This window comes from Salinicoccus luteus DSM 17002, from assembly GCF_000712035.1.
Lineage (GTDB): Bacteria > Bacillota > Bacilli > Staphylococcales > Salinicoccaceae > Salinicoccus > Salinicoccus luteus.
The window spans coordinates 364,665-389,753 of record NZ_JONV01000006.1; the positions used below are offsets into that span (position 1 = coordinate 364,665).

A 25,089-nucleotide genomic window follows, 5' to 3' on the forward strand; every position below is an offset into this window, starting at 1 on the left:
CGCTCTACTCCTTATTATTCTGGACTTTGATGATTTCAATGACCAGCTCAGTGATTTTATGCAGTTCCTCTATCGGCATCTTTTCTTCCGTCGTATGGATGTTTTCGTATCCAAGGCCCAATATTGCCGTATCCAGCCCTGCTCCTGCAAATATATTGCCGTCGCTCCCGCCGCCTAGGCTGATGAGGTCCGGTCTGCGGCCGATGTTTTCTATAGCCTGTACTGCTGTCCTGACGACATCGGAGTCTTTGGAGGCCTTCAATGCAGCATACATCACTTCTGTCCTGACTTCTGCACGGCCGCCCATATCTTTGGCGACGCTTTCGAAGGTTTCCTTCATGTGTTCCGTCTGTGCCTTCATTTTGTCATCATCCAGGCTTCTCGCTTCCCCCAGCAGATAGACATAGTCAGTGACTACGTTCGTTGCACCGCCGCCTTCAAAACGGCCGATGTTCGCTGTTGTCTCTTCGTCGATGCGTCCGAGCTTCATCTGGCTGATGGCACGGGCTGCAATGTTGATTGCACTTACGCCGGTTTCAGGTGCGACCCCAGCATGTGCTGTTTTCCCGTGTATATGCGCTTCAATCTTACTCTGGGTCGGTGCGGATGTAACCACAGTGCCGACTTTGCCCGTGGAGTCGATCGCATAGCCGAATCTGCTTTTCAGTTGAGAAGCATCAAAGGCCTTCGCCCCCACAAGTCCGGATTCTTCTCCCACAGTGATGACGATTTCAATGTCCCCATGGCGCATGCCGGATTCTTTGATATAATGGATGGCTTCGATGAGTGACGCAATCCCTGCCTTGTCATCCGATCCGAGGATCGTTGAACCATCGCTGACGATGTAGCTCCCATCGATGGATGGCTTCACGCCCACACCGGGTGCAACGGTATCCATATGGACTGTAAAGTAGATCGGTTCAGTCTTGGTGTTGTCCCCTTTGAGCCTGACGAGTATATTGCCCGCACCATACCCGGTTTTCTCCTGAGTATCATCTTCTTGGGCTTCGATACCCATATCTTTGAATTTTTTAAGAAGATAGTCGGCCATCTCCCTTTCATGGCCTGTTTCGGAATCAATCTGGACCATTTCCATAAATTGATCGACGAGTCTGTCCTTGTTCATAAATAGCTTCCTCCAATAGTTGAGTTGATTGTACAGTAGACGTGTATTATAATTAAAAGAACAAATTTTTAAGGATGGTTTTATGAACAACAAAAAAGTTCAGAAAGCAGTAATCTGGTTCATGATAATTCTCATTGTCATCTCCGGCCTGCTTTTCGGCGTCAGCATGCTGACAACAGTGTAACCAAATTAAAGAGGTCCCGCGGGACCTCTTTTTTTCGTTCATCAGATTTCTTTGCCGTGTTCTTCGAACCATGCCTGCAGGTTGGTAATGACACTCATCGTTTCATGCCCTTCAATTTCGTGCCTCTCGATCATATCCACAATTTTGCCATCCTTGAAGAGGGCAAATGATGGAGAGGACGGGAGGTATTCAGGCGCCTTTTCCCTGACATGTTCAGTCGCTTCCTTGTCCTGACCGGCAAATACAGTGAGCAGCTGGTCCGGCAGTTTATCGTAATTAAGGGCGTGTTTGGCAGCTGGACGTGCGATGCCACCGGCACAGCCACATACAGAGTTGACCATTACGAGTGCTGTTCCTTCTTTTGAAAGGTGCTGGTCGACTTCCTCGGGCGTGGTCAGTTCCGTGTAGCCCGATTCCCTCATTTCGTTTCTTGCCTGGCTGACGACATCATTCATATACATGTTGAAATCCATATTCATTATAAAATCTCCTTTTGAAACAGCCCCATGGAGAGGATGTGATTTCAGTTTCTTTTATTCAATTCTATAGCGGATGAAGGGTTTTGTAAAGCTTAGTAGACCGAAGTGGTTTCAACAGAATATGCTTCAATTCTTTCTTTGACGGCTTTCAGGAACTGCCCTGCCACCAGACCATCCAGAATACGGTGATCGATGGAGAGACAGAGGTTGACCATATGTCTGACGGCGATCATATCATCAATGATCACAGGCTTTTTGACAATGGACTCGACCTGCAGTATTGCAGCCTGAGGATGGTTGATGATGCCCATCGACTGGACGGATCCAAATGCACCCGTGTTGTTTACCGTGAATGTGCCCCCTGCCATGTGCTCCTGGGTAAGCTTGTGGTTGCGGCCGAGCGCAGCAAGTTCACCCACCTGCTTGGCGATGCCTTTGATGGAGAGGTCGTCTGCATTCCTTATGACCGGCACATAGAGCTTATCATCACCGGCTACGGCAATGGAGATGTTGATGTCCTTGTTGATGACTATCTTGTCCCCCTGCCACGAACTGTTCAGCATCGGATATTCCTTCAATGTCTCGGCGACTGCCTTTACAAAGAAGCTGAAGAATGTGAGGTTGAACCCTTCCCGCTCCTTGAATGAAGATTTATGCCTGTTGCGGACATTCACCAGGTTGGTGGCGTCCACTTCCATCATCAGCCAGGCGTGGGGAATCTCCTGGCTGGACTGGACCATCTTGCTGGCGACAGCTTTCCTTACACCAGTCACTGGTATCTCATCCCCCGCCATGATATTCTGAGCGGCCGGAGCAGGAACAGCCTCCTGTTCTTTAGACGCCGGTGCTTCCGGCTGTGTTCCGGCTGACTGAGGACCGGCTTCGATAGTTTTCAGAACATCCTTTTTCGTGATACGGCCTTCAAAACCTGTACCTTCAATCGTGTTGAGGTCGATGTCATTTTCTTCGGCCAGGCGCATCACGACAGGTGAAATACGGGATTTTCCCTTCTTCGGCACGTCCGGGGTGTCTTTTTGCCCGGAAGAAGGCACCTCTTCCATAACATCTGAAGTTTGGGGATCCTGTGACGCTTCCGCACCACTTTCCTCTTCCTTCGCGGATTCTGCATCATCTTCTGTTTCCATGAGGCATATCGGTGTACCGACTTCCACCGTATCCCCCTCCTCGACGAGAAGCTCCTTTATTGTTCCATTGAATACAGAAGGCACTTCGGCCGTCACCTTGTCGGTAATGACTTCACATAAAGGATCATATTCCTCTACCGTATCCCCCGGCTGAACCAGCCATTTTTCAATGGTTCCTTCAGTAACACTTTCGCCGAGCTTTGGCATCAACACTTCTTCCATAGGTAATGTCCTCCTTAATGCTCTGCGAGCTCTTTCATTTTGGCTTCAATCTTGTCGGGATTGATCATGAAGAAATCTTCCATCGGTGGTGCGTACGGCATGGATGGGACGTCTGGTCCAGCCAGTCTCATAATCGGCGCATCCAGGTCATACAGGCAGTTCTCTGCTATGATTGCTGAGACTTCACTGATGATACTGCCTTCAAGGTTATCTTCAGTGACAAGAAGTACTTTCCCTGTTTTGGAAGCTGCCTTGATGATGCTTTCCTTATCCAGTGGATAGACGGTCCTGAGATCGAGTATCTCCGCTTCATAACCATCCTTCGACAGCCGCTCGGCTGCCTGAAGGGCATAGTTGACACAGAGGCCATATGTAATGACCGTGATGTCGTCCCCTTCACGCTTGATGTCCGCCTTGCCGATCGGTACGGTATAATCGCCTTCGGGCACTTCTTCCTTGAGAAGGCGGTAGGCCTTCTTGTGCTCAAAGAACAATACGGGATCGTTGTCCCGGATCGCCGAAATCAAAAGTCCTTTAGCATCGGCTGGTGTGGATGGGATTACGACTTTCAGCCCGGGAGTCGAAGCGAAAATGGTCTCAACAGACTGGGAATGATAGAGTGCCCCATGAATGCCACCACCAAACGGCGCACGAATGACGATCGGACAGTTCCAGTCGTTGTTGGAGCGGTACCTGATTTTCGCCGCTTCACTCAGTATCTGATTGGTTGCGGGCAGGATATAGTCTGCAAACTGTATTTCCGCCACAGGCCTTTTTCCCATCATTGCAGCACCAATGCTGGTGCCGACGATGTTGGATTCCGCCAATGGGGTATCGAGGCATCGCATTGCACCGTATTTTTCCTGGAGGCCTGCAGTCACCTTGAAGACGCCGCCTTTCTTGCCTACATCCTCACCGAGGACGAATACACTTTCATCCTGTCCCATTTCATAGTCAAGTGCCTGATGGATTGCTTGTAAATATGATATTTTAGCCATTCTGAACCTCCTCATACACATGCGTCAGAGCTTCCTCAGGAGTAGGATAAGGTGCTTTTTCAGCTGCTTTTGTCGCATCGGTGACGATCGCTTTGGCTTCTTTATCCAGTGCTTCGAACCACGCCTCGTCTGCAACTTCGTGCTCCAGAATATAGGATCTGAATTTGATCAGGCAATCCGATTCCTTCATGGTTTCGCGTTCTTCCTTTTCGCGGTAGCTGTCATCATCGTCTGAGGAATGGGCTGTCAATCGTGTTGACATCGCTTCGATGAGCGTGCCGCCCCCTCCATTGACTGCACGTTCCCTTGCTTCCTTGACAGCCTTGTATACTGCTATCGGATCATTGCCGTCTATATGCTCGCCATGCATGCCGTATCCAAGCGCCCGGTCCGACAGCTTTTCCGCACCATACTGGAGCTCGCGGGGCACGCTGATTGCATAATCATTGTTTTCTATGATGCAGATGAAGGGCAGATCATGCACTCCGACAAAATTCAGGCCTTCATGGAAATCCCCCTGGTTCGAAGAACCTTCCCCGAGCGTTGTCAAAGCAACCCGCTTCTCACCGTCCATCTTGAACTTGAAGCTTGCACCGACTGCGTGCAGGAGCTGCGTTGTTACACTGGAGCCCTGTGTCATGATGTTGCAGGACTTTTTACTGAAGTGCGAGGGCATCTGCTTTCCGCCGCTTGAAATATCACCCTTCTTGGCAAAAGCGGACAGCATCGTCTCCTCTGCTGTCATGCCAAAATGCGTAACAAGCGCCAGGTCCCTATAGTACGGGCTGATGATGTCCACATCGCGGTCAAGCGCATATCCGGCACCAACCTGTGTCGCCTCCTGCCCCTGACAGGAGATGACGAACGGCAGTTTTCCAGCACGGTTGAGCAGCCACATCCTCTCATCAAGTTTTCTTGCAAGGTGCATCGTACGATACATTTCCTTCAGGTCCTCGGGTTCGAGGCCCGCTTCTTTATAATCCAACAATGTAGTGTCCTCCTTATACATGGATACCGATCCCTTCTGCATCAAGGCCGAGCTCCATCAGTACTTCCCCTATGGAGGGGTGGGCATGGATGGCGCTGCCGATTTCAAGTGCCGATGCATCGAGAAATTTGGCCAGAGCCGCTTCATTGATCAGTTCGGTGGCTCCGGGGCCTATGAGTGCAAGGCCGAGTATATCCTTTGTTTCAGGTTCTACAAGTATTTTACCAAATCCTTTGTCTCCATGGGCGATTACCGCTTTTCCGACCGCTGCGAATGGCACTTTATGTACGGAATACGCCATACCTTTCTCCTTCAGTGCCTTTTCGGTCATGCCGATCGAAGCCACTTCGGGATGGGTATAGATGCATCTTGGGACAGCATTGTAATCGAGGGTGTATGGCTTTTGCTCCGTCATATGTTCAACCGCAGTGACAGCCTCTTTCGTAGCCACATGGGCCAGCTGCAGATTTCCGATGACATCGCCTACAGCATAGATGTTCGCATCTTTCGTCTGGTAGTATGCATCGGTGGAGATATATCCGCCATCGAGCTGTATCTTCGTATTGCCCAGCCCGAGATCTTCAGTATTCGGCGCCCGGCCGATGGCAATCAGAGCTTTGTCAAAAGTCTCCTCCCCTTCGTCGAACTGAAGGGTGATGGTGTCTTCATCCTTTCTGATGCGGTCCTCGTCCAGGGCAATGCCGGTCTTGAAGATGACACCCTGTGCTTCGAGCGCTTTTTTCAGCGCCTCTGCAACATCTTTGTCTTCGTGGGGGATGATCTGGCTGCCCGCTTCGACCACGGTGACGTGCGACCCGAGGTCCGTCAGTATGCTCGCAAATTCAAGACCGATGACACCACCCCCGATGATCGCCATTCTGGAAGGCACATGATCGAGCGTCATCATGTCATCGCTTGAAAGTACGAGGTTGCCGTCGAACGGAAGGAATGGCAGGGGACGCGGGTGGGACCCCGTCGCAATCATTACATTCTGGTTGATGAGGATTTCACTTTCCGCCTCCTCATCCTCCGGATGCTCGACTGCAACCGTACCCGCCATCGGTGAAAATATGGAGGGGCCGAGTATGCGGCCATGTCCGTTGAAGACGTCGACCTTGTGCTTTTTCATGAGATGTTTGACCCCGCTGTACATCTGGTCGACCACATCCTGCTTCCGGCCCTGTATCTTCGCCATATCAATTTCGGGCTCCACCGCTCCAATACCAAAGAGGTCGGCATGCTTCATGGTATTGGCCACCTCTGCAGATTTGAGCATGCTCTTTGTCGGTATGCATCCTTTATGGAGGCATGTCCCCCCAAGCTTCTCCTTTTCGACGATTGCCGTCTTCAAGCCAGCCTGTCCCGCCTTGATGGCTGCAACATAGCCGGCGGTTCCGCCGCCCAGTATGACCAGGTCGTATTCGTATGCCATTATATCCACTCCTACATATAGGTTTTCATTTCTTCCCTGCCTGCCAGAACACGATAAGCCCCTTCCGCCAGCGCCTGCATCTCCTCTTCTCCGGGGAAGACCGAGACAGGTGCAATGAATGAGATGTAGGGTCTGACGAGGTCGATGAGATATTCGCTGTGGGCCAGTCCTCCTGTAAATATGATCTGGTCGACCCGTCCCTTCAGCATGGCAGAACGGGAGCCAATCTCTTTGGCGATCTGGGCGGCAAGCGCCCTGAAGATTTTTTGTGTCGTTTCGTCTCCAGAGGTCGCGCGCTTTTCAAGTTCAAGGGCATCCTGGGTGCCTGCAAGTGAAATGAATCCGCCCTCTTTCGTCAATATTTCATAGATGCTGTCATAATCCAGGTTATTCTCAATGATGAACCTGGCAAGGCTGCCGTTGGGCAGGGAGCCCGTGCGGGTCGGACTCATCGGCCCCTCGCCGGAGAGGCCGTCATTTACATCCACCACTCTCCCATTTTCGTGTGCACCGACGGTAATGCCGCCCCCCATATGGGAAACGATGACATTGACCTCGGAGTAGCGCTTTCCGATGGATGCAGCATACTTGCGTGCAACCGCCTTCTGGTTGAGTGCATGGAAGACGGACTTCCTTTCGATGTCCCTGAGACCGGTAAGGCGCACTTCCTCAGCCAGTTCGTCCACGACGACTGGATCTGTTATGACCGCCCTGCAGCCATATTCTTCACGGAACCTGTCGGCAATGACGCCGCTCAGATTGGAAGCATGTTTACCATACCTGTTCGCTTTCAGGTCATCGACCATCTTGTCATTGATATCATACGTTCCGCCCTTTATCGGCTTCAGAAGTCCGCCACGGGCGCTGACCATATCGATGGCGCGGGGATCGATGCCGCTTCTTGTGAGGAAATCCCTGATTGCTTCAAGCCTGAAGTCTATCTGTTCATTTAAAGGCCTGACGATTTCTTGGGTTGGATGGCTGATCGTTTCATGTACAGAACGTTCAGTGTTCTCATATAGTGCAACTTTGGTGGAGGTCCCTCCGAGGTTGACTACAAGGATGGTGTATCGCATGGGTGGCCTCTACCTCCTGCCGAGTGTTGTCACTTCATTTAATGAAAATGTGCTTCTGACACGCATCATGCTGTCGATGCGTTCTTCTGCGAGGCGGTCTGCTGCGACAGTCGGCGTAACGCCATCGCGTTGCGCAATTGAAAAAATCTTATCCATCTGGTTGTATATTTCCTTCACTTTGCTTTTCGCACGCTCTGCATTATACCCCTGGAGCTCGTCCGCTACATTGATGACGCCTCCGCAGTTGACTACATAGTCCGGTGCATAGACGATGCCGCGCTCCTCGAGCAGGCTTCCATGCCTGTCGCTGTCCAGCAGCTGGTTGTTGGCGCTGCCGCACACGGCCTTCACCTTGAGTTCAGGAATCGTATCGTCATTCAGGATGCCGCCCAGGGCACACGGTGCAAAAATGTCCGCGTCGACTGAATAGATATCTTCTATGCCCACCGCTTCAGCGCCGAAGTCATTTACGGCCCGCTCCACAGAATCGTTATTTATGTCTGTGACGATCAGTTTGGCCCCTTCTTCATGCAGGTGCCTGCAGAGGCTGTATGAAACGTTCCCGACCCCCTGGATGGCGATCTTTCTGCCTTCGAGTGAATCATCACCAAAAGCTTCCTTTGCCGTACGCTTCATCGCCATGTATACACCGTATGCCGTCATCGGACTCGGGTTGCCTCCGGAACCATACGATTCGCTGATGCCGCATACATATGGCGTCTCCTGATAGATGAGGTCCATATCATTTACTGTAGTCCCCACATCTTCGGCTGTGATGTACCTGCCTCCCAGGCTGTTGACATATCTGCCCAACGCCCTGAAGAAAGCTTCGGATTTATCCTTCTCGGCATCACCGATGACGACTGTCTTTCCGCCCCCGAGATTGAGTCCGGCAGCAGCATTCTTGTAAGTCATGCCCTTGGCCAGACGCAATACGTCCTCTATGGCTTCTTCTTCAGTGTCATACTTCCACATTCTGCAGCCGCCGAGTGCGGGGCCGAGTGTAGTGTCATGGATACAGATGATCGCTTTCAATCCGCTTGTTTCATCGTGGCAGAAAATCAGCTGTTCGTAGTCGTATTGCTCCATCTTTTCAAATATCATTCATTATCACTCCAATAATTTATTTGGAAATCATCATTGCCAGGTTTATCGAATTATATCTGTCTTCGGCACTGTCTGCCCTTGATGTCAGTACGATGGGCACCTTGGCACCGGTAATGACGGAAGCGACGCGCGCTCCTGCAGAGTAGACCAGTGATTTGTAAAGGATGTTCCCCGCTTCGATATTCGGTGCAATCAGTATGTCCACATCCCCAGCGACCTGGGATGAAATGCCTTTGTGCCGGGCCGCTTCTTCTGATATTGCCACGTCGAATTGCAGTGGTCCCTCTATTGTACTATCAAATTTATAATTTTTGGCATCGAATTGGGAAAGCATCTCTGCGTCGATGGTCGAAGGCATCTTATCGGTGACCTTGTCCACTGCAGACAGAAGCGCCACCTTTGGGCGCCCGACCCCAAGTTCATGCGCACAGGCCAGGGCATTGTCGACAATCTGTTTCTTCTGTTCGAGGGTTGGTGCAATATTCATGCCTGCATCACTCAGGAAGACAGCTTTGTGATAATTCGGCATATCGAACAGTGCCAGGTGGCTCAGCAGGCGGTTATGTATCAGTCCATACTCCTTCTTCAGCACTTCCTTCAAGAGAATGGAAGTTGGAATCAGCCCCTTCATCAGGACATTGGCTTCCCCCGAAGCGATGAGCCCAAGGGAGACGGCCGCTGCTTCTCCATTATCCGCGGCATGGTGGATTATGATTTTCTGGCCGACCATATGATCGGCCCCGAATGCCTGAAGCATGGATTTCAATTTCTCCCGGTCATCTACAAGATGACATACTATCCCTTTTTCTTCAATTATACGGATGAGGGGGTTGAGCACTTCCGGGTCGGCTGCCCTGCATACTGAAAGCGCTGTCATTTTATTTTTATCCCCTATGAAAATTTCATCAAAGTTCATGATTCTACCTCCCCTACAGTTTTTATTATACATATTCACATATCAATTTGCAGGATTTTAGCTAAACATGGAATATTCAGAAGGTTGTCAAAAAATCATTTGTTTTATTACTTATTCTACATGGGTTATAATGGCTATATACAAATATTCAGGGTGATTTTAATGCAGAAGGTGATTGCGCTCGTCATACTGGTCATACCGGTATTTTTGGCAGGGTTGGGCATCAAATATATGAGGGACAGTATTTTCGGCATTGTCAACGATCCGTTCACACTTACAGTGGTACAGTTCGTCATCGGACTGGTTCTGACGGTGCTCGGCGTATGGTTCATCGGTGGATACATACTGCATCGGGAACAGCGTCAGAAAAGGGTCCAGGAACGTTTTTTGGAGAAATCCAGACAATTGAAAGACGAGGATAATGAATAAAGAGACGAATTGTGGTCAATTCGTCTCTTTATTTTTTGCTGCTATCAATGTCTTCGCATTTTCCAGTGCTGCGTCTGTAATATCGGATCCGCTGAGCATCCTCGCTATCTCATAGACATGGTCATCAGCATTAAGATAGCTGGCACTTGATGCCGTCCGCTGGTCGGCCGTCTCCTTGGATACATAGAGGTGATGGTCAGCGAGCGCGGCTGCCTGGGGCAGGTGTGAGATTGAAATGACCTGCCGCGTCTTGGACAGGAGCTGCATCTTTTCTGCCATACGTGTTGCCACGAAGCCGCTTACCCCCGTATCAATCTCATCAAGGATCAGCATGCTCTGTGCATCGAACTCCGTGAAGATTGTCCGGAGCGCGAGCATCACCCGTGCGATTTCACCGCCTGAAGCAATGCGGTTCATGGCTTTGAGCGGCTCCCCTGCATTGGTGGAGATGAGGAATTCGACGCCGGAATACCCGCGCGAGTCGAATGTCGTCTCCTTGACGCTGATTTCAAAGTCGGCTTCAGGCATATCCAGATCCTGGAGTTCCTTCTTTATCCTGTTTTCAAGGAAATGCTTCTGTTCCAACCTGTAGCCGTGCAGGTCCTTGGCATACTGCTCCATCTGCTTCATCATTTCCGCCTTTTCCTTTTCCAGGGCATCGAAAGACTGGGCGATATTCTCGAGCTGTTCGATGTCATCTGCCAGCACACTTCTGTATTCGATCAGTTCATCCAGCGTCTTGTTGTACTTGCGCTTCAGAGAATTGAGGCTCGAGAGGCGTGCCTGCTTCATATTGAGGCTTTCTTCATCGTAGTCGAGAGTAGACAGATCACTCCCCACCCTGCTGTCGAGCTCATTCAGCAGGTGGTAGGCTTCAAGCACCGTGTCACCAAATTCCCTATAGCTTTCGTCGAAGTTGGACAGTGTTTCGATATGGCTGTGGATGTCATATAACAGTGTCTGCGGTGCATACTCGGAACTGAGCTGTGCATGGATCAGGGAAAGCGTATTGTTGATCTTTTCGAAGTTGTCGAGATAGCTTATTTCCTCTTCGAGTTTCTCTTCCTCCCCCGCCTCGAGCTCCATGGCTGCGAGTTCTTCGTACTGGTGCTGGTACATCTGCAGCTGCTGGACCCTGTTCTTGTCCTTGTATTCGAGTTCCCTGATTCTTTCTTCAAGTGCTTTGAAACGCTCGAAGCTGTCCTGGTACTTTCCGAAAGCCACCCTGTCCTTCACGTCGATATAGCGGTCGAGATACCTTATGTGCATGCTGTGCTCGAGCGCTTCCGACTGGGAGGACTGTGAATGGATGCTGACGACTTCATTCATGATTTCCTTGAGGGCGCCGAGAGTAATCATATGGGAATTTATCTTGATGATGCTCTTGCGGTTCTGCATGACTTCCCTTCTGACGATATAGAGCTCGTCCTCCTCAATATCATTCTTTGCGAGCAGTTGCTGCATCTTGCCGGATTCCGGAAAGTCAAAGACGCCTTCAATGACGGCACCCTCTGTTTCGTGACGGATATCCTCGACGGATGCACGTTTCCCATAGAGATATCTGATTGCCTCGATGATCATTGATTTCCCGGCACCGGATTCACCGGATATGACAGTGAGTCCGCTGTCAAAATCCAGTTCTATGTCTTTGAGGACTGCCAGGTTTTTAATGTTTAGACGTATGAGCAAATTAAACACTCCAATTTAGATCAAATTGAATATCCGATCCCTGATTTCCTTCTGCGCTTCTTCGCTTCTGCATATCATCAGACATGTATCATCACCGCAGATTGTGCCGACGACTTCCTCCCATTCAAGCTGGTCGATGATGGCACCAATTGATTGGGCATTCCCGGGCAAGGTCTTTAATACCAACAGATTATCGGTATAATCCAGCTTTACGAAGCTGTCCATGAGATACCTGCCCAGTTTTTCCAGAGGGTGGAACTTCCGATCTTTTGGCATGCTGTAGACATAGGAGCCGCTCGGCGTCGGCACTTTGATGAGCTGGAGTTCCTTGATATCCCGGGATACCGTAGCTTGCGTGACATTGAAGTTGTATTCGTTCAGCCGCTCCACCAGGTCCTCTTGGGTCTCGACTTTGCTATTGGTGATGATTTCCCTGATCTTTATCTGTCGAATTGATTTATTTGACATGCTTGTCCTCCTCGCGTACCCCTTTTGTATATTTATACATATAATATCACAAAATGGGTGTGTGTAACATAAAAAAGGACATCAGCCATAAACACTATGCTGAATGTCCTCTTCTTCTATGGATGCTCCGGCCTCTTCACCATATTTCAGGTAAAGCAGGTACTCGGTGTTCCCTTTGGTTCCTGTAATGGGAGAACGGTCGAGGCCTGCCGCTGAAAGGCCGAGGCCTTCACATTCGGCGAGTACGCGGTGTATTACATTTTCATGCGTTTCCTTGGATGTGATGATGCCGCTCTCTTCCCTCTCTTCAAGGTAGGATTCGAACTGAGGCTTGATCAGAGCGACAATGTCATATTCGTGGTCGAACAGATGGATGATATGCCGCAATATCGGAACGATGGAGGTGAACGATACATCTATCGTGAATATGCCGGGCAGCTGTATGAAATCAGATGATTGTGTATCTTTGAAATTCGTCTGTTCCATCACAGTTACACGGTCGTCGGTGCGCAGCCTGTAATCCAGCTGGTTCGTACCGACATCCACTGCATAAACATGTATGGCCCCCTTCTGCAGGGCGCAGTCTGTAAACCCACCCGTGGAGCTGCCGATATCGGTCACCACCTTGTCCGAAAGATCGATGCCAAAAGATTTCACTGCGTGATCCAGCTTGATGCCCCCTCTGGAGACATAGGGCTTAATATTCTTGAACCGTACATCGGCTTTCGTGATGTCAATGATTTCGGAAGGTTTATAGACCGGCTGGTTGTTGTTCAGCACTTTTCCGGCCATGACAATCCGTCTGACCTCCTCCAGTGTGCCCAGATTGAAGTTTTGATGGAGGTAGTCATCAATTCTTGATTTCTTTTTCATTTTCCCACTCCATAAGTGTCTTGGACTGCAGGATGATGTTATCTGTCGTGATGCCGATGTCTTCAAGCAGCTTATTGACATCCCCATGCTCGACATATTCATTGTCGATGCCGATCCTTCTGATGCTGTTCTTGAAACCATGGTCTGCCATGAAGGCAGCGATCATGCTCCCAAGTCCACCATTGAGCATGGTTTCCTCGACTGTGAGGATGGGTCTGCCGGAATATCCAATCGACTGGAGCATCTCCTCATCCATCGGCTTGATGAACCGGGCATTGATGACTTCGGCATTGACGCCCGTCTCCTTAAGTGCCACTGCTGCGTCTATCGCGAGGTCCAGCGTAGGGCCGAAGGAGATGATGGAAAGATCATCTCCTTCCACTACCGTTTCCCAACTGCCATATTCCAAGGCTCCACGCGGCTCAGGCGCTTCGATGCCTTTGATATTGCCACGCGGATACCTGAGGGCGACGGGGCCTTCATGTTCAAAGGCGAAGTCGATCATCTGTTCCGCTTCAATCTCATCCTTAGGCATCATCAGGGTCATGTTCGGCAATGGGGAGATGAAACTGATGTCAAAGACCCCCTGGTGGGTTTCCCCATCAGCGCCGACCAGACCGCTCCGGTCTATGCCCAAGAAGACGTTCAGGTTCTGACGGTCCACATCATGCAGCAACTGATCATATCCCCGCTGCAGGAATGTAGAATATATTGCAAGGTACGGGCGCATGCCGCTTGCTGCCAGACCACCCGACATGGTGACTGCATGCTGTTCGGCGATGCCGACATCAAAGAAGCGTTCGGGCAGTTCATTCTGGAACTTCGTGAGCTTGCTGCCGACAGGCATGGCAGGTGTCAGTGCAACAATCCGCTCGTCCTTTTTGGCGCGTTCCAGCACGGTATTGGACATGAACTCACTCCAGGACGGCGTGGATTTGCTGCCCAGAACCTCTCCTGTATCTATTTTGTATGGTCCGAGTCCATGCCATTTGCCGAGTTTGTCATCTTCAGCCGGATGGTAACCCTTGCCCTTCTTGGTAATGACATGGACGACCACCGGCCCTTTGTAATCCTTCGAAATGTTGATGGCGTTGGAAAGCTCCTCAAAATCATGTCCATCCACCGGCCCGATATACTTGATGCCGAGCTCCTCGAAAAACACACCATCGACGACGAGGTACTTCATGCTGTCCTTTATCCTGTCCGCCATGTCCCTGAGTCTCGCACCGACCTGCGGCAGCCGGTTCAGAAAATCTTCAATATCGTGCTTGACCCTGTTGTACTGCGTGTTCGTACGCATTCTGCCGAGCATGTTATGCATCGCCCCTACATTTGGTGCGATACTCATTTCATTATCGTTCAGAATAATGGTCATGTCTGTTCTGTCAGAGCCGATATGGTTGAGGGCCTCGAGGGCCATGCCACCTGTCAATGCCCCGTCTCCGATGACGGGAACGACATGGTGCCCCTCTCCTTTTATATCGCGCGCTTTTGCGATGCCCATGGCTGCTGATAAACTGGTGGAAGAATGACCCGCCTCCCAGACATCATGGTCGGATTCGCGCATTTTCGGAAATCCGCACAATCCTTTATATTGTCTGAGCGTCTCAAATTCACTGATTCGGCCGGTCAGAATCTTATGAATATATGCCTGATGGCCCACATCGAAAATCAGTCGGTCATCTGGCGAATCGAAATGCTTATGCAGGGCAATTGTCAGTTCCACTACGCCAAGGTTGGCTCCGATGTGGCCGCCTGTCCTCGAACATGACTGGATCAGAAATTCCCTTACATCCTGTGCCAGTATTTTTAGTTCCTCATCATTCTTCTGTTTCAAAAATGATGGATCTTTTATACTATATAGATTCATATAGCAACCACCTTTAAATTTGCTAATGCCAATTATACCACTTTTATCAACAGGGAAAAAATAAAAATGATAATTCATGAATATGAATTATCATTGATCTCTGACTGCAAACATCTGCAATACGTTATGAAGTTCCTGAATATTGATCTTTCCGGACAGGTCATCGAGTATTCCGCCGGCACTATCTGTCAGGTTTGAAAGTTCCTGATGGGCACCTTCAAGCCCATAGGTGCTGACGTATGTCATCTTGTTCTTCCGTTCATCACTGCCCGACTGCTTGCCTGTAACAGCCATATCACCCTCTACATCGAGTATGTCATCCCTGATCTGGAAAAGGATGCCCAATTTTTCTGCAAACTCGAGCAGCCGATCCATAATTTCCCCGGGAGCGTCTGCAATGATGCATGCACACTCTACGGGCAGCATGATCAGCTGGCCGGTCTTGTACTGATGGATATGTTCGAGCTGACGGAAACTGATCTCTTCCCCTTCGGCTTCTATATCCAGCATCTGTCCGCCGATCATGCCGTTGAAACCAGCTTTTGATGCAAGCCGACTGATGATGGCGAGACGTTTTTCCGCAGAAATCGCCTCATCAGAAGCCATGACGCTGAAGCTTTCGGTAAGAAGGGTGTCCCCCGCCAGGATGGCTGCCGCCTCACCGAACACCTTATGGTTGGTGGGCTTGCCCCGCCTATAATCGTCATCATCCATGGCAGGCAGATCATCATGGATGAGGGAGTAGGTATGGATCATTTCGATGGCCGCGGCTGCATGGATGCCCTGCATGGGATCCTTCCCCAAAGCTTCCAGTGTGGCAAAGAGAAGATAGGGACGGAATTTCTTTCCGCCCGCCTTTACAGAATAGCTGCTGGCGACCCGGATGGTGTCTGATACATGATTGCCTTCGAGATGCGACAGGATGCGGGCTTCAGTTTCCTCAAGATACCCCTGCATGTTTCTATTCATCATCTGCTCCCTTGCGGTTCAAGGTTTCGACTTTCAGTTCGGCATCCTTTAATATCTTTTCGCACTCTGCAGTTAATTCTACACCCTTCTGATAGAGCTTGAGGGACTCCTCGAGGGAAACTTCGTCTTCATCAAGCTGCTTCACGATGTGCTCCAGATGCTTCATCTTATCTTCGAATGTTTCACTTTTGGTTTCTGTCATCTTCGTTCACCTCTGTCACTTTCGATACAATGCTTCCACTTGCAAAAGTCGTCTGAATCTCGTCCCCGGTTTTGAGGTCGCCTGCATCTTTAATGATGCCGTCCTTGCCCGTGGTAAATGAATACCCCCGCAGAAGTACATTGGTTGGACTCAGCGAGTTCAGGCTTTCGACCATCCGGGTAAGGCTGTGCTTCGAATTGTCCATTCTTATTTTTATGGAACGGTTGAGGCGGGCCTCCCGGTCTTCCAGTATCTCAATGTTTCTTCTGATGTCAGGGCCGGGCGTATTGTATTTAACGCCCTCCTTCAGGGCGGAGAGACGGTAGCTCTTTTCCCTCATGGAATATTCCATCTTGTCGTCAAGCCCGTCTTTCAGGGTGACGAGCTTTTCCGCCTGCTGATCGTACAGCAGATCCGGATTCTTAAGCTTATAATAGCTGCTGAGTGCATCGAGACGGCTTCTGCCCATATCCAGCTTCCTGGATAGACGGTCTGATATGAAGTTCCGGCTCTGGACCAGTCTTTCCCTGATGTCCCTCTGATCAGGCACCGCCATTTCAGCTGCTGCTGTAGGCGTCGGCGCCCTCACATCCGAAATATAGTCCACCAGGGTCGTATCGGTTTCATGTCCGATACCGGTTATGACGGGTGTAGTCATGCCGAAGACCTTCAACGCGACTTCTTTTTCGTTGAAAGTCCAGAGGTCCTCTATTGATCCTCCGCCACGTGCCAGGATGACGATGTCATTCCCGAGCGCATCGGCATGCTCCAGATTGTCGATCACTGCCTGTCTGCTCCTCGTCCCCTGCATCAGAGTGTTGATGACAGTAACTTCCACGAGTGGGTATCGCCTTGACAGTGTCGTAATCATATCCCTTATGGCAGCCCCTGTTTCGGAACTGACGATGGTGATCCGCCTCGGGTATTTGGGCAAGGGCTTTTTGTGCTCCTCGGCGAAATAACCCTGTTCGGCAAGTTGCTTCTTGTCCTTCTCCAGCTGTTCAAACAGGATGCCAATGCCATCCATCTCCATTTTTTCGGCATAGATCTGATACTGGCCACTGGATTCAAATATGCTGACCCTGCCTTCTATAAGGACGCTCTGGCCCTCCTCCGGCTTGAATCTCATTCCGTTCGCATATCTTGAAAACATGATGGCACGGATGACAGAATTTCCATCCTTGAGCGCAAAGAATATATGACCGCTTGTATGGTGCTTCACGTTTGAAAGTTCACCTTTTAGAAAGACCCGTGTGAGATACGGGTCCTGGTCGAATTTATATTTGAGATATTTGGTCAGTGCACCGACAGTAAGATACTTAGTGTTCTCCATTGGATTGCTCATCCGTTTCCGTGATGAAGTTTTTCAAAACGCCGTTGACAAAACGGTAACCATCCTTCTCCCCGTACAGTTTGGTCAGAAGTATCGCTTCATTGATGACAACCCGGTGTGGGGAATCACCATGAAGCAGCTCCGAAATTGCCGTTCTCAGAATATTGCGCTCGACCTTCGGAATCCTTTCAAGCGTATAGTTGGTCAGATGATCCCTTATGCCGGCATTCACCGTTTCACTGTTCTCGAGGTAATAGTCCACTATCGTATTGATGTAGTCGTATTCCCTATAGAGAGGATGGAATGCAGTCTCCTCCAGCGTGACCAGACCGTGATCGACCTGGAAGATGATCTGGAAGATTTTTTTACGTTGCTCGTGTCTGTTCATTATTAACACCTATCTAATGTTTTCTTTTATTTAATATTTACGATGTGTACATTGACTTCTTTGACATCATGATCCGTCATGTTCCGTATCGTCTGGCTGACATTCTTCTGAATGTGCTCGGCGGTCTCATGGACGTTACGATGTGTGGAAAGAGAAACATAGATGGAGATTCTGACTTCATTGTCCTTGGTTTCCACCTTTACGCCGCGGCCTCTGTACTTCTTGCCGATCTTTTCGAAGTTTCCACTGGCAAAGTTGTTCTGCAACGCATGCACACCATCAGTCTCAGTCACTGCAATACTGGCAATTACCTCGAGTACCTCTGGTGATATTTCTATTTTTCCAAGATTTGTCTTGTCTTCTTGAATTCTCATGTTAACCACCTCGTCAATTCATTATATCATGATTTGACAGGAAATCAGTATTATAATCATTCGATCTGAATGATTGGTGGAGCAGCAGATTCGTATGGAATGGGATGGTCGTATCCACCCCGCCGATCTTGAATTCACCAAGCGCACGGAGGGCCGTCTGAATGGCTTCTTCTCTGGAATCGGCGTGTGTGATGAGTTTGGCGATCATCGAATCATAGTACGGCGGGATGACGTACCCCGAATAGCATGCCGAGTCAAGTCTGACACCGAAGCCGCCGGGTGTGATGAATTCGTGGATCTTCCCTGCCGATGGCATGAAATTCTTGTATGGATTTTCGGCATTGATGCGCAGTTCAATGGCATGACCCTTAAATTCGATTTCTTCCTGTTTGAAGGGAATTGCTTCCCTTCTGGCGATCTTTATCTGCATCTTGACAAGGTCTATGCCCGTGATCATTTCTGTAACGGGGTGTTCGACCTGGATGCGTGTGTTCATCTCCATGAAATAGAAACGGTCCTCATTCAGATCATAGATGAATTCGATTGTGCCGGCACCGATATAGTCGATGCTTTTGGCGGCCGTCACTGCAGTATCACCCATTTCCATTCTTTTCTGTTCTGAGAGGACCGGGCTTGGGGCCTCTTCCACAAGCTTTTGCATGCGGCGCTGGATGGTACAGTCACGCTCGCCCAGATGGACGACGTTTCCGTGATAGTCGCCGAGCACCTGGATTTCGATGTGGCGGAAATTCTCAATATACTTTTCAATATAGAGACTCTTGTTGCCGAAGGCACTCTCCGCCTCCTGCTCGGTCATCTTGTAGTTCTGGATGAGTGAGGCTTCGTCACGTGCGACACGGATGCCCTTGCCTCCCCCGCCGTAGCTTGCCTTGATGATGACGGGGTATCCAATCTCCTCGGCAATCTCCTTCGCATCTTCAACAGACCCGACTACACCTTCGCTCCCGGGAACGGTCGGAACGCCTGCCTTTTTCATCGTATCCTTGGCAACATCCTTGACACCCATGAGCGCGATGGTTTCATGCATCGGGCCAATGAATATGATATTTGAGGCTTCACACATTTCAGCAAAGTCGCTGTTCTCTGCAAGGAAGCCATACCCTGGGTGGATGGCATCGCATCCGGTCTTTTTGGCGATGGTGATTATGCTGATCATGTCGAGGTAGCTATCCTTGGAGAGCTTGGGTCCGATGCAGTAGGATTCAGTGGCGATTTTCCGGTGAAGGCTGTCCTTGTCTGCTTCAGAATATATACTGACCGAGTCGATGCCCAATTCCGTGCAGGCTCTGATGATGCGTACGGCAATCTCCCCGCGGTTGGCTACTAGTATCTTCTTAATCATCGTACTCTGAACAATGGCTGGTCGTATTCAACCATTTCTCCGTCTTCGACGAGGATTTCGACGATTTCACCGGAAATTTCAGCCTGAATTTCGTTGAACAGTTTCATTGCTTCCAGAATACATACGACAGTAGAGTTCTCCACTTTGTCGCCGACCTTTACATAGGCTTCGGCTTCCGGGGAGGAAGCTTTGTAGAATGTACCGACCATAGGGGCTTTGATGACCTTGCCCTCTTCCTGTGGAGCGGGTTCCGTACTCTGTGCCGGCTGTGGTTGCTGCGGCGCGGCGGAGACGGGTGCAACAGTATGCTGCTGCTGCTGTTCATTCATGCTGTCACGTTTCAACTTGATATCCACTTCGCCATCCTTGTAGGAGAGCTCCGTCAGTGATGCCTTTTCCATTTTGCTAATCAGTTCATCAATATATTCCAGTTTCATGTCTACTGCTCCTTAACATTCAAAATTTCTGTCTTATATTTTACGCAAGTGGTCATACCAATTCAAGGAAAAAATAAAAGCAGACCGAAATCTGCTTTCATTTTTATGCGCGGGACACATAATTGCCGGTATCCGTACTGATGACCAGCGTATCCCCCTCATTGACGAACAGCGGCACCTGGAGCACGAGGCCCGTCTCGAGCGTTGCGGATTTTGTCGCACCGCTTGCCGTATCCCCCTTGATGCCCGGCTCTGTTTCAGAAACCTGCAGTTCCACCGATTTCGGAAGTTCGACACCAAGCGTCTCGCCTTCGTACATGATCAGGGAGACGTTCATGTTCTCCTTGAGATATTTCAGCTCCTCCTGTATGACTGAAGCCTGGAGTTCAACCTGGTCGTATGTGTTGTTGTCCATGAACACATGGGCATCTCCATCTGCGTATAGGTACTGCATCTTCCTATTGTCGATCTGTGCCCTGCCGACCTTTTCTCCTGCCCGGAATGTCTTCTCCTGGATGGCGCCGGTTCTGAGGTTCCTGAGCTTGCTTCTTACGAATGCAGCACCTTTGCCCGGTTTGACATGCTGGAAATCTACCACTCTCCAAATGCCGCCATCCACTTCCACTGTAAGACCTGTTTTAAAATCGTTGACTGAAATCATGCTATTCCTCCTAAATTTCCACTTTGTGTTATATAATGAAAAGTTCTTTACTGCTGTGGGAAAGTTTCTCAAGACCTTCTTCAGTAATAATGCAGTCATCTTCTATGCGGACACCGCCGACACCATCGATATAGATGCCCGGTTCGACCGTCACGCACATATCCTTTTCAAGAACCATGTCGCTGGACTTGGCCAGTCCAGGCATCTCATGGACCTCAAGGCCAAAGCCATGGCCGAGAGAATGTCCGAAGTTTTCGCCGTAGCCCTGCTCCGTAATGATATCACGGGCAATGGCATCGGCCTCCCTGCCTGTCATGCCGCTCCTGATTTTATCCAATGCGGCCAATTGTGATGTTAACACAATATCATGCACCTTTTCCATTTCTTCTGTCACAGATCCGACACCAAATGACCTTGTGATGTCGGAAGCATAGCCCTCGTAGTATGCGCCGAAGTCGAGCGTCACCATGTCCCCGGTTTCAATTTTTTTGCCGGAAGCGACACCATGGGGCAATGCCCCCCGCTCTCCACTGGCCACTATGATATCGAAGCTCGAACCTTCTGCACCAAGCTTGCGCATATGGTGCTCGAGTTCATTCCTCACCTCGAGTTCACTCTGGCCGGGTTTGATGAATTTCAGAATGTGTTCGTATGTTTCGTCAGCGATTTCACATGCTGTCCTTATCAATGAAACCTCGTCCGATGTCTTATACATCCGGATCTTTTCGATTTCATTGTTCAGCGGCACAAGATCGAATTTCGTGTCCAGTTGTGCATAAGTATTATAGTTTACATGCTGGCCTTCAAAGCCGATTGTTCCAAGCCCTTTTTCTTCCATGAATTCAATGATGAAATCAAGGAGCCCCTTATCCTGAAGGACGAATTCGAACTGGTCGGCCTGGTTTGCAGCCTGTGCTTTGTATCTGAAATCGGACAGGAGAAAGCGGTCCTCACGCGTAATGATTGCAGCGCCGCTGGAACCGGTGAATCCTGTGAGGTAGCGCCGGTTGTATCCGCTCATTATGAGTACGGCGTCAAGGTTGTTCTTTTCGATCAGGGTTCTGACTTTATCAAATTTAATCATTTGCATCTACTCCACCTTTCAAACTATATTTTACATTAAATTCATGATGATTTCAGTAAAGCGTTGCTTCCAATTTGAATCTGGGCAAATATTCTTCCAATGGAGCGTTTCATTTGCAAATGAATATCATCTTTCATAATAACATGATAATATAATACAATGAGATACAGGAGAATGAGACTATGAAACGTATGTTATATATACCTCTGGCTGCACTGGTTCTGAGTGCATGCGGGGATCCCTCAATTGAACAGGAGCTCGAACAGGCAAATGAGCGCAACGAGGAACTGAAAGGCATTCTGCAGACCGAAGAAGTCAACCTTCAGAAGAACACCCAGCGTCTGGAAGCTCTGAAGGAGGATATTTCCAAAATGAAGTCTGTAATCGGCAACCCCGACATCAACAGTTATGTCGACATCGTCTCGCAGTATGCAGACGATATGGAACAAAGCCTCTCTGAAATGGACAAGCTGATGTCCGGAGACAGCGACAGTGAAGACTTGGCGGACATGGAATCGGAGTTTGAAGAAATATCATCAGATATGATTAAAGCCATGGAGTCATATGATGAAAATGCTTCCGGTGTAGAACTTGATGAGTATCTCGAACGGCAGCATAGTGCCATCCAGATTGCCAATGGTGAGATAAGGACAGCGCTCGATACGCTGGCGAACGGCATCGCATCCTCCAATCCTGCACTGTATGAACAGGGGCTCGAGCAATTGCGCAGTGCACACGAATACTATTGATAGAAAGAAGCGTCGAAAAATGGATAAACCGAAATTCGGTGGCCAGGCAGTGGTCGAAGGCGTCATGTTCCAGTCACAGAACAAAATGGTGACTGCAATCCGCCGGAGCAACGATGATATAGAGTACTTTGAAATGGAACGTCCTGAGAAGGAATGGGTGAAGAAACTAAAGAAGATACCGATAGTGAGAGGTAATGTGGCACTCATCGAGTCGAGCATCTATGGAATGAAGCACATGGAGTTTGCGACGGACCGTTATGAAAGGGATCCGGAAGATGATGGGAAGATCGAACAGGAGAAGCAGGAGGCGAATACGGCAAAAATCGTCTTCTCCACAGTCATAGTGGGAATACTGTCATTCCTTGTCGGGAAATTCCTCTTTACACTGATTCCGGTCTTCATTGCTGAAGTGTTTTCTGGAATCGTCACATCGCATATCGGTCAGGTGTTTTTGGAATCCTTCTTCAAGCTGATCCTGCTGCTTGTCTACATCTATGCAATTTCTATGACTCCCATGATACGGAGGCTGTTCCAGTACCATGGCGCAGAACATAAGGTGATCAACACTTTTGAAAGCGACAGTGAGCTGACCGTTGACAACGTAAAGGCACACTCACGCCTGCATTACCGGTGTGGAAGCTCCTTCATACTCTTTACTGTACTCGTCGGCTTTGTAGTGTATATGTTCGTGCCTGTCGACCCCCTCTATGTCAGGGTACTTAACCGCATTGCACTCATTCCGGTTGTGATTGGTCTTTCATTTGAATTCCTCCAGTTCACGAACCGTGTGAGGAACATCCCCGTCCTCAAGTGGCTGGGCATACCAGGGCTGCTGCTTCAGCTTCTGACAACCAAGCAACCCGATGACCATCAGGTCGAAGTTGCAATCAAATCTTTCAACAAATTATTAAGGAGCGTATGATAATGAAAAAGTTCCTGTTGTATCTAGTGCTTGCCATTGCAGCGCTGGGTCTGATAACAAACCTGGATTACTTCATGGGCATGATCGTCAACTCCCTCATATTCCTGCTGGTAATTGGTCTGATCATGTATGGTGTCTACTACTTCTTCATACTCACGCCAAGCCAGAGAAAATATAAAAAGGCGTTGAGGAAGTCCAAAAGGAAATACAGGAAAACGAACCGATAAAAAAACCGCTCACTGAGCGGTTTTTTTGTCTTATTTTTATCTTTTATAGTTCCATTCATCTGAAGCATACTTCTTCTTGAGCTCTTCAAGCCGCGCTTCATCATCTGATGTAAGGGTGTATGGCTCGGTTGTGATGCTGAGCCCTTTTTCGAAGCCTTCTTTGAAGGCAGGATAAAGGTCCTGTACCGTAAAGCGTCTATTGCTGATTTCGTTGATTGCGACCGCCTTTTCCCTGAAAGCTTCTTTCATCTTGCTTTTGAATCTCTCATTCGTATATGTAAACATGTCAAATAGGTGGTCGATGTCGACATCCAGCAGTATAGAACCGTGCTGCATGATGATGCCGTTCTGTCTTGTCTGGGCACTTCCGGCAATTTTGCGCCCTTCGACGACGAGTTCATACCAGCTCGGCGTATCAAAGCACACACTGCTCCGTATATTCGTCAGCTCCTTCTTTTCTTCGTTCGTTCGCGGTATGCTGAAATAGGCTTCGAGTCCCAGGTTTCTGAACCCCTCGAGCAGGCCATGCGACAGAATGCGATAGCTTTCAGTAACAGATTCGGGCATGTCCGGGTAGTCTTCGGGAAGTACGACGCTGTATGTCAGTTCTTTGTCATGGAGCACTCCCCGACCCCCTGTGGCACGACGCACGAGCTCATAGCCATACTCTTTTACACGGGCCACATCGATTTCCTTCCTCATCTTCTGGAAGTAGCCGATGGACAGCGTGGGGGTCTGCCATTCATACAGGCGGATGGCAGCCGGAATTTCCTTTGCCCGGACTTTTTCCATGAGCAGCTCGTCGAGGGCCATGTTATGTACAGCATCATTTTTTCCACTTGCGATATAGTACCAAATGTTGTTTGTCATATAGATCTCTCCCATCTTTTTCTCTTTCAAATTATATCAAACATCTCTATAATAAGCTTATGTGAAATTTTTAAGGAGAGATGTAAATTGGATACTTGGTTGATCATCCTATTGGCTGCGGTCGTCGTTATACTGATTCTGGTATTGAATGGCTACAGGAACATGAAAAGTGTCAAGGCACTGCCGGAAGAGGAATTCAAGAAGGACTTGAGACGCGTCCAGCTGATAGACTTGAGGGAAAAGGAAAAATACGAATATGGTCATATCATGGGGGCCAGAAACATACCGATGATGAATTTTTCAATGAAGATGAATTCACTTCGGAAAGATAAGCCGATCTACCTTTATGACCAGAATGGCCGCCTATCAATCAGAGCAGGAAGAATGCTGAGGAAAGCGGGCTATACGGAAGTCTACATGCTGAAGAACGGTATCAGCAAATGGACTGGAAAAATCAAATCGAAAAATAGATAGTTCATTATAAAAAAGGCATCGCGCTCGTACGAGC

At 49.2% G+C, this 25,089-nt stretch carries 29 protein-coding genes; 6 read left to right on the forward strand and 23 right to left on the reverse strand.

Annotated features, from left to right (window positions below):
• Nucleotides 1-4 precede the first annotated feature (4 nt).
• Nucleotides 5-1,126, reverse strand: a complete 1,122-nt coding sequence (locus tag BO53_RS0102015) for a M20/M25/M40 family metallo-hydrolase (protein ID WP_031544925.1) — start codon at nt 1,124-1,126, stop codon at nt 5-7.
• A gap of 82 nt (nt 1,127-1,208) precedes the next feature.
• Between BO53_RS0102015 and prli42 the strand changes: the two genes are divergently transcribed.
• Nucleotides 1,209-1,310, forward strand: coding sequence for a stressosome-associated protein Prli42 (gene prli42, locus BO53_RS13815; RefSeq protein ID WP_156956073.1), 102 nt, complete (start codon nt 1,209-1,211; stop codon nt 1,308-1,310).
• Nucleotides 1,311-1,351: 41 nt separating this feature from the next.
• Here the strand turns inward: prli42 and BO53_RS0102025 are convergent, their stop codons facing one another.
• The 8 genes from BO53_RS0102025 to BO53_RS0102060 form a co-directional block, all read right to left on the reverse strand.
• Entirely contained in the window at nt 1,352-1,789 is a 438-nt protein-coding gene (locus BO53_RS0102025) for a BrxA/BrxB family bacilliredoxin (RefSeq protein WP_031544927.1), read from the reverse strand.
• Between the two features lie 92 nt (nt 1,790-1,881).
• A complete protein-coding gene (locus BO53_RS0102030; RefSeq protein WP_031544929.1) occupies nt 1,882-3,156 on the reverse strand; it encodes a dihydrolipoamide acetyltransferase family protein in 1,275 nt (424 codons plus the stop codon).
• 14 nt (nt 3,157-3,170) lie between these two features.
• On the reverse strand, nt 3,171-4,154 hold the full coding sequence (locus BO53_RS0102035; RefSeq protein WP_031544931.1) for an alpha-ketoacid dehydrogenase subunit beta: 984 nt from the start codon (nt 4,152-4,154) through the stop codon (nt 3,171-3,173).
• Nucleotides 4,147-5,184, reverse strand: a complete 1,038-nt coding sequence (locus BO53_RS0102040; protein WP_425414474.1) for a thiamine pyrophosphate-dependent dehydrogenase E1 component subunit alpha — start codon at nt 5,182-5,184, stop codon at nt 4,147-4,149. The genes BO53_RS0102035 and BO53_RS0102040 overlap by 8 nt, the downstream gene beginning before the upstream one ends.
• A complete protein-coding gene (lpdA, locus tag BO53_RS0102045) occupies nt 5,156-6,577 on the reverse strand; it encodes a dihydrolipoyl dehydrogenase (protein WP_245608178.1) in 1,422 nt (473 codons plus the stop codon). Before lpdA ends, BO53_RS0102040 begins: the two co-directional genes overlap by 29 nt.
• An 8-nt stretch (nt 6,578-6,585) precedes the next feature.
• The gene (gene buk / locus BO53_RS0102050; protein WP_031544937.1) at nt 6,586-7,650 is read right to left on the reverse strand and encodes a butyrate kinase; all 1,065 of its coding nucleotides are present in this window, start codon (nt 7,648-7,650) and stop codon (nt 6,586-6,588) included.
• A gap of 9 nt (nt 7,651-7,659) precedes the next feature.
• A complete protein-coding gene (locus BO53_RS0102055; RefSeq protein ID WP_031544939.1) occupies nt 7,660-8,754 on the reverse strand; it encodes a Leu/Phe/Val dehydrogenase in 1,095 nt (364 codons plus the stop codon).
• Between the two features lie 19 nt (nt 8,755-8,773).
• Nucleotides 8,774-9,673 carry a phosphate acyltransferase gene (locus BO53_RS0102060; protein WP_051682969.1) on the reverse strand — a complete coding sequence of 300 codons (900 nt, stop codon included), beginning with the start codon at nt 9,671-9,673 and terminating at the stop codon, nt 8,774-8,776.
• A gap of 162 nt (nt 9,674-9,835) precedes the next feature.
• On the opposite strand from BO53_RS0102060, the gene BO53_RS0102065 reads away from it, so the two are divergent.
• On the forward strand, nt 9,836-10,102 hold the full coding sequence (locus BO53_RS0102065) for a DUF2627 domain-containing protein (protein ID WP_031544944.1): 267 nt from the start codon (nt 9,836-9,838) through the stop codon (nt 10,100-10,102).
• Nucleotides 10,103-10,117: 15 nt separating this feature from the next.
• Here the strand turns inward: BO53_RS0102065 and recN are convergent, their stop codons facing one another.
• The 13 genes from recN to BO53_RS0102130 form a co-directional block, all read right to left on the reverse strand.
• Nucleotides 10,118-11,791 (reverse strand): DNA repair protein RecN, encoded by a 1,674-nt coding sequence (gene recN / locus BO53_RS0102070; RefSeq protein ID WP_031544946.1) that lies wholly within the window; start codon nt 11,789-11,791, stop codon nt 10,118-10,120.
• 15 nt (nt 11,792-11,806) lie between these two features.
• Nucleotides 11,807-12,259 carry a transcriptional regulator AhrC/ArgR gene (ahrC, locus tag BO53_RS0102075; protein WP_031544948.1) on the reverse strand — a complete coding sequence of 151 codons (453 nt, stop codon included), beginning with the start codon at nt 12,257-12,259 and terminating at the stop codon, nt 11,807-11,809.
• A gap of 81 nt (nt 12,260-12,340) precedes the next feature.
• The gene (locus BO53_RS0102080; protein ID WP_031544950.1) at nt 12,341-13,132 is read right to left on the reverse strand and encodes a TlyA family RNA methyltransferase; all 792 of its coding nucleotides are present in this window, start codon (nt 13,130-13,132) and stop codon (nt 12,341-12,343) included.
• Nucleotides 13,110-15,002 carry a 1-deoxy-D-xylulose-5-phosphate synthase gene (gene dxs, locus BO53_RS0102085; protein WP_031544952.1) on the reverse strand — a complete coding sequence of 631 codons (1,893 nt, stop codon included), beginning with the start codon at nt 15,000-15,002 and terminating at the stop codon, nt 13,110-13,112. The genes BO53_RS0102080 and dxs overlap by 23 nt, the downstream gene beginning before the upstream one ends.
• A 90-nt stretch (nt 15,003-15,092) precedes the next feature.
• Nucleotides 15,093-15,971: a polyprenyl synthetase family protein gene (locus BO53_RS0102090; protein WP_031544954.1), complete on the reverse strand. Its 879-nt coding sequence runs from the start codon at nt 15,969-15,971 to the stop codon at nt 15,093-15,095.
• Nucleotides 15,964-16,173 carry an exodeoxyribonuclease VII small subunit gene (locus BO53_RS0102095; protein WP_031544956.1) on the reverse strand — a complete coding sequence of 70 codons (210 nt, stop codon included), beginning with the start codon at nt 16,171-16,173 and terminating at the stop codon, nt 15,964-15,966. The genes BO53_RS0102090 and BO53_RS0102095 overlap by 8 nt, the downstream gene beginning before the upstream one ends.
• Nucleotides 16,154-17,506 (reverse strand): exodeoxyribonuclease VII large subunit, encoded by a 1,353-nt coding sequence (xseA, locus tag BO53_RS0102100; protein ID WP_031544957.1) that lies wholly within the window; start codon nt 17,504-17,506, stop codon nt 16,154-16,156. The genes BO53_RS0102095 and xseA overlap by 20 nt, the downstream gene beginning before the upstream one ends.
• Nucleotides 17,493-17,894: a transcription antitermination factor NusB gene (gene nusB, locus BO53_RS0102105; protein WP_031544959.1), complete on the reverse strand. Its 402-nt coding sequence runs from the start codon at nt 17,892-17,894 to the stop codon at nt 17,493-17,495. Before nusB ends, xseA begins: the two co-directional genes overlap by 14 nt.
• A gap of 26 nt (nt 17,895-17,920) precedes the next feature.
• Nucleotides 17,921-18,268: an Asp23/Gls24 family envelope stress response protein gene (locus BO53_RS0102110; RefSeq protein ID WP_031544961.1), complete on the reverse strand. Its 348-nt coding sequence runs from the start codon at nt 18,266-18,268 to the stop codon at nt 17,921-17,923.
• A 13-nt stretch (nt 18,269-18,281) separates the two neighbouring features.
• Nucleotides 18,282-19,628, reverse strand: coding sequence for an acetyl-CoA carboxylase biotin carboxylase subunit (gene accC, locus BO53_RS0102115; RefSeq protein WP_031544963.1), 1,347 nt, complete (start codon nt 19,626-19,628; stop codon nt 18,282-18,284).
• A complete protein-coding gene (gene accB / locus BO53_RS0102120; RefSeq protein WP_031544965.1) occupies nt 19,628-20,068 on the reverse strand; it encodes an acetyl-CoA carboxylase biotin carboxyl carrier protein in 441 nt (146 codons plus the stop codon). The genes accC and accB overlap by 1 nt, the downstream gene beginning before the upstream one ends.
• A 103-nt stretch (nt 20,069-20,171) precedes the next feature.
• Nucleotides 20,172-20,729, reverse strand: coding sequence for an elongation factor P (gene efp / locus BO53_RS0102125; RefSeq protein ID WP_031544967.1), 558 nt, complete (start codon nt 20,727-20,729; stop codon nt 20,172-20,174).
• Between the two features lie 28 nt (nt 20,730-20,757).
• Nucleotides 20,758-21,813: a M24 family metallopeptidase gene (locus BO53_RS0102130; protein ID WP_031544968.1), complete on the reverse strand. Its 1,056-nt coding sequence runs from the start codon at nt 21,811-21,813 to the stop codon at nt 20,758-20,760.
• 182 nt (nt 21,814-21,995) lie between these two features.
• Here BO53_RS0102130 and BO53_RS0102135 point away from each other — a divergent pair, with 182 nt between their 5' ends.
• The 3 genes from BO53_RS0102135 to BO53_RS0102145 are packed head-to-tail and all read left to right on the forward strand — an operon-like array spanning nt 21,996 to nt 23,711.
• The gene (locus tag BO53_RS0102135; RefSeq protein WP_031544971.1) at nt 21,996-22,562 is read left to right on the forward strand and encodes a hypothetical protein; all 567 of its coding nucleotides are present in this window, start codon (nt 21,996-21,998) and stop codon (nt 22,560-22,562) included.
• A gap of 19 nt (nt 22,563-22,581) precedes the next feature.
• Complete coding sequence (locus tag BO53_RS0102140) at nt 22,582-23,484, forward strand: DUF1385 domain-containing protein (RefSeq protein WP_037341599.1); 903 nt, start codon at nt 22,582-22,584, stop codon at nt 23,482-23,484.
• Nucleotides 23,485-23,486: 2 nt separating this feature from the next.
• Nucleotides 23,487-23,711 carry an SA1362 family protein gene (locus BO53_RS0102145; protein ID WP_031544975.1) on the forward strand — a complete coding sequence of 75 codons (225 nt, stop codon included), beginning with the start codon at nt 23,487-23,489 and terminating at the stop codon, nt 23,709-23,711.
• Nucleotides 23,712-23,747: 36 nt separating this feature from the next.
• Here BO53_RS0102145 and BO53_RS0102150 read toward each other — a convergent pair whose 3' ends face one another.
• Nucleotides 23,748-24,581 carry a lipoate--protein ligase family protein gene (locus BO53_RS0102150; RefSeq protein WP_031544977.1) on the reverse strand — a complete coding sequence of 278 codons (834 nt, stop codon included), beginning with the start codon at nt 24,579-24,581 and terminating at the stop codon, nt 23,748-23,750.
• A gap of 87 nt (nt 24,582-24,668) precedes the next feature.
• Here BO53_RS0102150 and BO53_RS0102155 point away from each other — a divergent pair, with 87 nt between their 5' ends.
• Entirely contained in the window at nt 24,669-25,055 is a 387-nt protein-coding gene (locus tag BO53_RS0102155; protein WP_031544979.1) for a rhodanese-like domain-containing protein, read from the forward strand.
• Nucleotides 25,056-25,089: the final 34 nt, after the last annotated feature.